Genomic DNA, 6,937 nt, shown 5'->3' on the forward strand with positions numbered 1-6,937 from the left:
GACCGCCACGCTCGGCGAAGACGCTGGATCCGAGGTCGCGTCGCGAGTGCAGCCAGATCGCCGATGCCGCGAGAGCCCCGAATCCGATGACACTGGCGAGGAGGGGCAGCAGGGTCGGCTCCGAGAACGGCCGCGTCGCCTGACCCCATCCGATCGGCGAGAGGCCGGAGATCCACGCGGGTGTGGTGCGGGTGGCGTCGGCGCTTGTGGTGCCGAGCGCGTCCCCGATCCCGCGCACGAGATAGGCAGCGCCGACGAGGGCGGCCGCCGTGCCGTTCGACGCCCGGCCGGTGGGCATGAGCTGCGCGACAACCGATGCCGCGCCGACGAAGAACAGGCCGACCGACCCGACTGCGAGGGCTGCGACGATCGCCCCCTCGGTGGGGAGCCCTCCGAGGGAGTATCCCGCGGCCGCCGCGATGGTCAGCGCAGTGGCCGCGATGACCCCGTGCACGATCGTCGCCAGCAGAGGAGCAGAGCGCGCCACCGGCGTCGAGCCGACGAGTTCTGTGCGACCCAGCTCCTCATCGGCGCGCGTGTGGCGCACGACGAGGAAGGTGCTCATCAGCCCGGCGAGAACCGCGGTGAAGGAGAAGGCCTGGAAGAACGCGACAGCCCCGACGCTTGTTCCGTCGGGTAGCCCGCGGAGAAACAGAAAAGCGGGGTTCGCGGCTGCGATGGCGACGATAACGGCGCGCTCTGCCTCGCTCCCGAACTCGGTGGCAATCGCACTGCTCACGGCGAGGCCGAGCAGTGCGATGCCGAGGACCCAGACAGGAAGCAGGATGCGGTCCCTCCGCAGCCGGGCAGCGAGGAGTCGGCCGAGACCGCTCATCACTTCGCCTCGCTGTAGTGACGGAGGAAGAGCGACTCGAGCGAGGCGGGAGAGGCCGCGAGAGCGGTGGCGCCGCCGCGCGACAGTGCCGCCATCACTGCACCGATTGCGTCTGCATCCGCTTCGAACTCCACGGCGTCGCCGACGGCGCGCACATCGTGGATTCCGGTGACACCGTCAAGGCCCCCGACGCCTCCGGGCAGAGACACCCGGAAGCTCGTGCGGCTGAGGTGGCGGAGGTCGGTGAGGGTTCCGCTCTCGACGGCCACGCCGGCGCGGATGATGGTGACCCGGTCGCACAGCTGCTCCACCTCGCTGAGGATGTGGCTAGACAGCAGCACGGTCGCGCCGTCGTCGCGCACACGTCGGATCTGCTCACGGAACACGGAGTCCATGACCGGGTCGAGCCCGGAGCTCGGCTCATCGAGGATGTAGAGGCGCGCGGGCCGGGCGAAGGCGGCGATGAGCGCGACCTTCTGCCGGTTGCCCTTCGAGTACGACCGTGCCTTCTTGCGCGGGTCGAACTCGAAGCGCTCGATGAGCTCGGCGCGCAGAGCGCCGTCGGCGCCGCCGCGCAGGCCGGTGAGGAGGTCGATTGCCTCGCCTCCGGTCAGGTTCGGCCAGAGGCTCACGTCGCCGGGGACGTAGGCGATGTCGCGGTGGGTGCGCACCGACTCCTGCCACGGATCGAGGCCGAACACGCGCGCCGTTCCGCTCGACGGCTTCATGAGGCCGAGCAGGATGCGGATCGTCGTCGACTTGCCGGCGCCGTTCGGCCCGAGAAAGCCGTGAACCTCGCCCTCGGCCACCGACAGGTCGAGCCCGTCGAGGGCAGTGGATCGCCCGAATCGCTTGGTCAGGGCAGCAGTCTCGAGAAGTGGGGTGATGGCCATAGCCGTCCTTCCATGGGTGCAGCACAATGCCCACGGCGGTCGCCGAGGTCATCCGCGATTTCGCGGGCCGACCAGGCTTCCCGGCTCTCCGATCGTCAGTATATGACTGCTCTCGTCAGCTGCGCACTACTGGATCCGCGCCCGATTCCACGCGGCGGTAGTGCCGGTTGCGCACCCCGAGGATGGCCGCGCCGATGAGGGCAGCGATGAACGACCCGGCGAGGACGCCGACCTTGACGTGGCCGTCGGACTCGCTGCCTGCCCCGAACGACAGCTCGCCGACGAGCAGCGAGACGGTGAAGCCCACTCCGGCCACGAAGGACATGCCGACGATGTCGATCCAGCTGAGGGTGGAGTCGATGGCGAGACCGCGAATGCGGGTGACGAGGAAGGTCGTTCCCGCGATGCCAACGGCCTTGCCAACGACGAGCCCGCCGATGACGCCGAGCGCGATCGTGTTCTGGAAGGACTCGACGAGACCAGAGAGGCCGCCGATAGCGACACCGGCAGCGAAGAAGGCGAAGACAGGAACGGCGATTCCGGTGGACACCGACTCCCACCGGTCGGCGAAATGCGCCGCCAGTCCGTCGTAGACGGGCCGGCCCTGCTTATCGGTGCCGACCTCGACCCTGGCGCGCTTGCTCGCAATCACCGGCACGACGAAGCCGAGCACGACGCCCGCAACGGTGGCGTGGATCCCGGATGCGTGCACGAGCCCCCAGGTCGCGATGCCGAGCGGCAGGAGCACCCAGATGCTGCGCACCCCACGGTTGACCGCGAGGGCGAAGAGCCCGAGAGGAACGAGCGCGATGAGGAGGGGAACGGGGTCGAGGTCGTCGGTGTAGAAGATCGCGATGATCGAGATCGCGAGCAGGTCGTCGACCACGGCGAGGGTCAGGAGGAAGGTGCGCAGTGCCGGTGGAAGGTTGCGCGCCACGACGGCGAGCACCGCGACGGCGAAGGCGATGTCTGTCGCGGCGGGGATCGCCCAGCCGCGCAGAGCGGCATCCCCGGCGTTGGCGTTGATGAGGGTGTAGATGAGAGCCGGAACGGCGACCCCGCCGATGGCCGCGGTGATCGGCAGGATCGCCGTGCGCGGGTTGCGCAGCTTGCCGACGACGAACTCCTCCTTCAGCTCGAGGCCGACGACGAAGAAGAAGATCGCCAGCAGTCCATCGGCGGCCCATTCGCCAAGGGAGAGGTTGAGGTGCAGGGCCTCTGGACCGATGTGGAAGTCTCGCAGCGCCTCATAGGCGGGTGCGGCGGGGCTGTTGGCGAGCACAAGCGCGAGCACGGTGGCGCCCATCAGAAGGGCGCCACCGATCGCATCGCTCTTGAGCGTCTGGTGGATGCCGCGCCAGATCGCGTGGGCGGCCTGGCGGGGGGCAGATCGGGGCGGTGTGCTCATAGCGTGTGCTTTCAGGGACGGTCAGGCAGCGAGAGCGAATCTCCTTCGCCCGCCGACCAGACTTCCCGGCACACCGCCTCCCACTCTACCGGCGACGCTCAGCGCACCGACTTGCGCTCGTAGATGACCATCGACCACACGTAGCCGGCGATCATCAGAGCGACGGTCCAGGCGATGGCTATGACAAGGCTGTCGCCGCTCGCCGTGCCGACCAGCAGCGCGCGGATCGACTCGATGAAGGGCGTGAAGGTCTGGTACTGGGCGAAGCCCTGCAGCCACTCCGGCATCGAGCCGGTCGGCACGAAGCCGCTGCCGAGCAGGGGAAGGATCGTGAGGATGAGCGGCAGGTTGCTCGCCGTCTCCACCGTCTTCGACTGCATCCCCATCGCGACGCCGATCCAGCTGACCGCGAACGAGACCAGCACGATCACACCGACGAGGGCAAGCCACTCGAGGGCTGTTGCCGTTGGTCGGAATCCAAGGAGCACCCCGACGCCGAGAACCAGCGCGACAGCGACCACCGCCTGGATGGTGTTGCCGAGCACGTGGCCGGCGAGCACCGAGGCGCGCGAGATCGACATCGTGCGGAACCGCGCGGTGATGCCCTCCGTCATGTCCATGGCGACGGTGATCGCGGCACCGGCGGCGGTTCCCGCGATCGTGATGATGAGAATGCCGGGCATGACGTAGGCGAGGTAGGCGTCGCGGCCTCCGCCCGCATCCACGCCAGGAAGCCCGGCGCCGAGGGTGCCGCCGAACACGAGCACCGTGAGCAGCAGGATCACGACGGGCCCGAGGATGGTGAACATCGACAACCCGGGGTAGCGCACGACGTGCAGCAGGTTGCGGTTGAGCATCGTGACGGAGTCAGCGATCACGTAGGTCATTTCTCTTCTCCCATCGGTGCGTTCCCGGTGAGCGCAAAGAACACGTCATCGAGGTCGGGGGTGTGGATGCTGAGGTCGTCAACGTCGAGACGCGCGCCGGCGAGGCGGTCGAGCACCGCTCGCAGCGCATCCACTCCGCCGTCGCTTGGCACGTCGAGGGTGAGGGCGGCGTCGTCGCGGGTGGACTCGGCGAGAAGCTCATCGGCCGCCTCGAGCGAGGCGACGTCGCCGAACCGAAGGCGGATGTGGCCGCCGGGTACGAGGCGCTTGAGCTCGTCGGGGGTTCCGCTGGCGACGATGCGGCCGTTGTCGAGAACGGCGATGCGGTCGGCGAGCTCGTCGGCCTCATCGAGGTACTGCGTCGTCAGCAGCACGGTCGTGCCGTCGGCGACGAGGCCGCGCACGATGTCCCACATGGTGTGGCGGCTGCGCGGGTCGAGCCCCGTGGTTGGCTCGTCGAGGAAGATGACGCTCGGGCTCGTGACCAGGGTCATGGCGAGGTCGAGCCGGCGCTTCATGCCGCCGGAGTAGGTGCTGATCGGCTTGCGCGCGGCCTCGGTGAGGTCGAACTGCTCGAGCAGCTCGGCCGTCCTCGTGCGGGAGCGCTTGCTGCCGAGGTGGCGAAGGCGGGCCATGAGCAGCAGGTTCTCCTCGCCGGTGAGCAGGCTGTCGACGGCAGAGAACTGGCCGGTGAGGCCGATCGCGGCGCGCACGGCATCCGGTTCTGTCGACACGTCGTGGCCGTTGACGGAGGCGGTGCCGCCATCGGCGCGCACGAGGGTGCTGAGGATGTGCACGGTCGTTGTCTTGCCTGCCCCGTTCGGCCCGAGCAGGGCTGTCACGGTGCCAGCGGGCACGCTGAGGTCGACGCCGTCGAGCACGACCGTGTCTTTGTAGACCTTGCGGAGGTCGGTGATCTCGATCACTTGCTTGTTCCCTTCGTGATGGTGATCTCGCCGAATTCGGTGCGGGCGCGCACGGCGACGGTCGAGTCGGTGGCGGTTGGCGCGGTGTCGGCGACCAGGTCGTTGCGCACCCGGCCGTTCTTCGACGAGAGGTCGAGCCAGGCCGAGACCCCGTCGCGCACTCCGATGTCGATCTGGCCGAAGGCGGTGTCGAGCTGCACGGTGCCGCTCGTGACCTCGCGAACGCGCATGCTGCCGAAGGCGGTCTTGGCGACCACCGACGACTCGGCCGAGCCGATGTCGAGGTCGCCGTAGGACAGCCGGGCATCGACGTCGCCGCCGGCAGTGCCGATCGTGACCATGCCGTGCGACGCCTTGAGCAGCGCATTGCCCGTGACGGTGCCGATGCGGATCTGCCCGTGGTCGGCGGTGATCTCGACGTCGCCGTCGGCGGTGCCGATCTCCACGTTGCCGTGCATGGCACGCACCCAGAGGTCGCGCGTGGATTCGAGGTCGGCGTACGACGACTTGACGCGGGTGGCGCCGAGGCTGCCCCGGCTGCGCACGAACCCCGCGGAGGTCTCGGCCGTGAGGCGCGAGCCGGCGGGCAGCTCGACCGTCACGTCGATGGACTCGCTCGGCCCGACGATGCTGAACCGCGGGCGCGGGCCCTTGATCGTGAGTCGCGAACCATCGAACTCGACGGTGGTCTCCTCCGCACCGCGGCGGTCGACCGCCTTGTCGGGGTTCGTTGGCGAGACCGTGACGACGGTGTCGGTGCGGTCGCTCGCGATCACGTCGATGGCTCCGACCGGGAGGTTGATGGCGAGGTCTATGGGAGTTGGGGTGGGGAAAGTTGGCATGGCGAAGCATCCCTTTCTATGGGCGTGACGGATCGACCCGTCTCGCGACGGGGCGGTGTGTGGATGTGGGGGCCGGGCCTACCGCGCCCAGCCGGCGAAGTTGTCACCGGTCTTGATCGCGCGCTGGGCGGATCTGCGCTGCTTGGGCTGCAGCGCGGCCGCAACCGCCCGCACCAGCCAGGTGTTGACCGAGAGGCCGTCGGCGGCGGCCGCGTCGTCGACCCGCGCCTTGAGGGCGTCGGGAAGGCGAAGCGTGGTGCGGGAGGAGCTGGTGTCGTTCTCGTTGAGATCGACGGCAGGCAGGTCGTCGTCGTTCTCGCCCGCGTGGTGGGTCACGACGAACTCGACCTCGCGACCGCGAAGGCGAAGGTCGACGGATCCCGGGGCGAGATCGCGGGTGATCTCGCCAACCGCGGCAGAGAGGGCGTCAAGCAGCACGAGCCGCGTCGCGGCGTCGAGCCCGGCGGCGAGCCGCTCTGCGACGGCACGGGTCTCGTCGGTGCCGTTCTCCGCGGCGTCCGCCAGCTGGCGCTGGAGGTCGGTGACGTACTGCTGAAGTTCCATGTGCACCACTTTGACACCATCATGGTGTCATGTCAAGAAAAAGTGGTGTCACTTTGATTTTCCCAAGCGGAGGGTTAGTTTCTCTGGCATGACGACGCTAGTGCTGTTTGTTCACGGCGCAGGAGAGGGCACCTACGACGAGAGCCGGCCGCTCGTGCAGAGCCTTCGCGAGAACCTCGGCGACGGCTTCGACGTCGACTATCCGGCCCTGCCGAACGAGGGGGAGCCCGACCCTGGTGAGTGGTCGCGCATCATCAAGGAGCAGAGCGAGGGGGCCGTCGTCGTCGCGCACTCTATCGGTGCGTCCGTAGCGCTCAAGCACTTCAGCGAGACCGGGGGCGAGGGTCTGGTCGCTCTGATCACGATCGCTGCACCGTACTGGGGTGGCGACGGCTGGCACTACGACGGCTTCGAGGCGCTGATGCTGCCCGAGTCACCTCACATCGCCGCTCCGCTGTTCCTGTTCCACGGGCGAGACGACGAGATCGTGCCAGTGCAGCACCTCGAGCTCTTCGCGAAGGCGTTCCCTGCCGCGACGGCGAGGGTGGTCGACGGGGTGGGGCACGACCTCGGCAACGACGC

General features: G+C 68.6%; 7 protein-coding genes and 1 pseudogene. 1 reads left to right on the forward strand and 7 read right to left on the reverse strand.

The window, feature by feature from the left end; genetic code table 11:
• From AC14A7_RS05405 to AC14A7_RS05435, 7 genes and pseudogenes are all read right to left on the reverse strand, one after another.
• Positions 1 to 835: pseudogene (locus AC14A7_RS05405) on the reverse strand (ABC transporter permease); the annotation flags it as partial.
• A complete protein-coding gene (locus AC14A7_RS05410; RefSeq protein WP_484006979.1) occupies positions 835 to 1,728 on the reverse strand; it encodes an ABC transporter ATP-binding protein in 894 nt (297 codons plus the stop codon). The pseudogene AC14A7_RS05405 and the gene AC14A7_RS05410, both read right to left, overlap by 1 nt.
• A 115-nt stretch (positions 1,729 to 1,843) precedes the next feature.
• On the reverse strand, positions 1,844 to 3,136 hold the full coding sequence (nhaA, locus tag AC14A7_RS05415; protein WP_484006980.1) for a Na+/H+ antiporter NhaA: 1,293 nt from the start codon (positions 3,134 to 3,136) through the stop codon (positions 1,844 to 1,846).
• Positions 3,137 to 3,234: 98 nt separating this feature from the next.
• Positions 3,235 to 4,023, reverse strand: a complete 789-nt coding sequence (locus tag AC14A7_RS05420; RefSeq protein WP_484006982.1) for an ABC transporter permease — start codon at positions 4,021 to 4,023, stop codon at positions 3,235 to 3,237.
• On the reverse strand, positions 4,020 to 4,949 hold the full coding sequence (locus AC14A7_RS05425; RefSeq protein ID WP_484006984.1) for an ATP-binding cassette domain-containing protein: 930 nt from the start codon (positions 4,947 to 4,949) through the stop codon (positions 4,020 to 4,022). The genes AC14A7_RS05420 and AC14A7_RS05425 overlap by 4 nt, the downstream gene beginning before the upstream one ends.
• The gene (locus tag AC14A7_RS05430) at positions 4,946 to 5,791 is read right to left on the reverse strand and encodes a DUF4097 family beta strand repeat-containing protein (protein ID WP_484006986.1); all 846 of its coding nucleotides are present in this window, start codon (positions 5,789 to 5,791) and stop codon (positions 4,946 to 4,948) included. Before AC14A7_RS05430 ends, AC14A7_RS05425 begins: the two co-directional genes overlap by 4 nt.
• 78 nt (positions 5,792 to 5,869) lie before the next feature.
• Positions 5,870 to 6,355: a histidine kinase gene (locus AC14A7_RS05435; protein ID WP_484006988.1), complete on the reverse strand. Its 486-nt coding sequence runs from the start codon at positions 6,353 to 6,355 to the stop codon at positions 5,870 to 5,872.
• Between the two features lie 88 nt (positions 6,356 to 6,443).
• Here AC14A7_RS05435 and AC14A7_RS05440 point away from each other — a divergent pair.
• On the forward strand, positions 6,444 to 6,937 hold a 494-nt coding region (locus tag AC14A7_RS05440; protein WP_484006990.1), incomplete at its 3' end, for an alpha/beta hydrolase.

It is taken from the genome of Conyzicola sp., assembly GCF_057073975.1.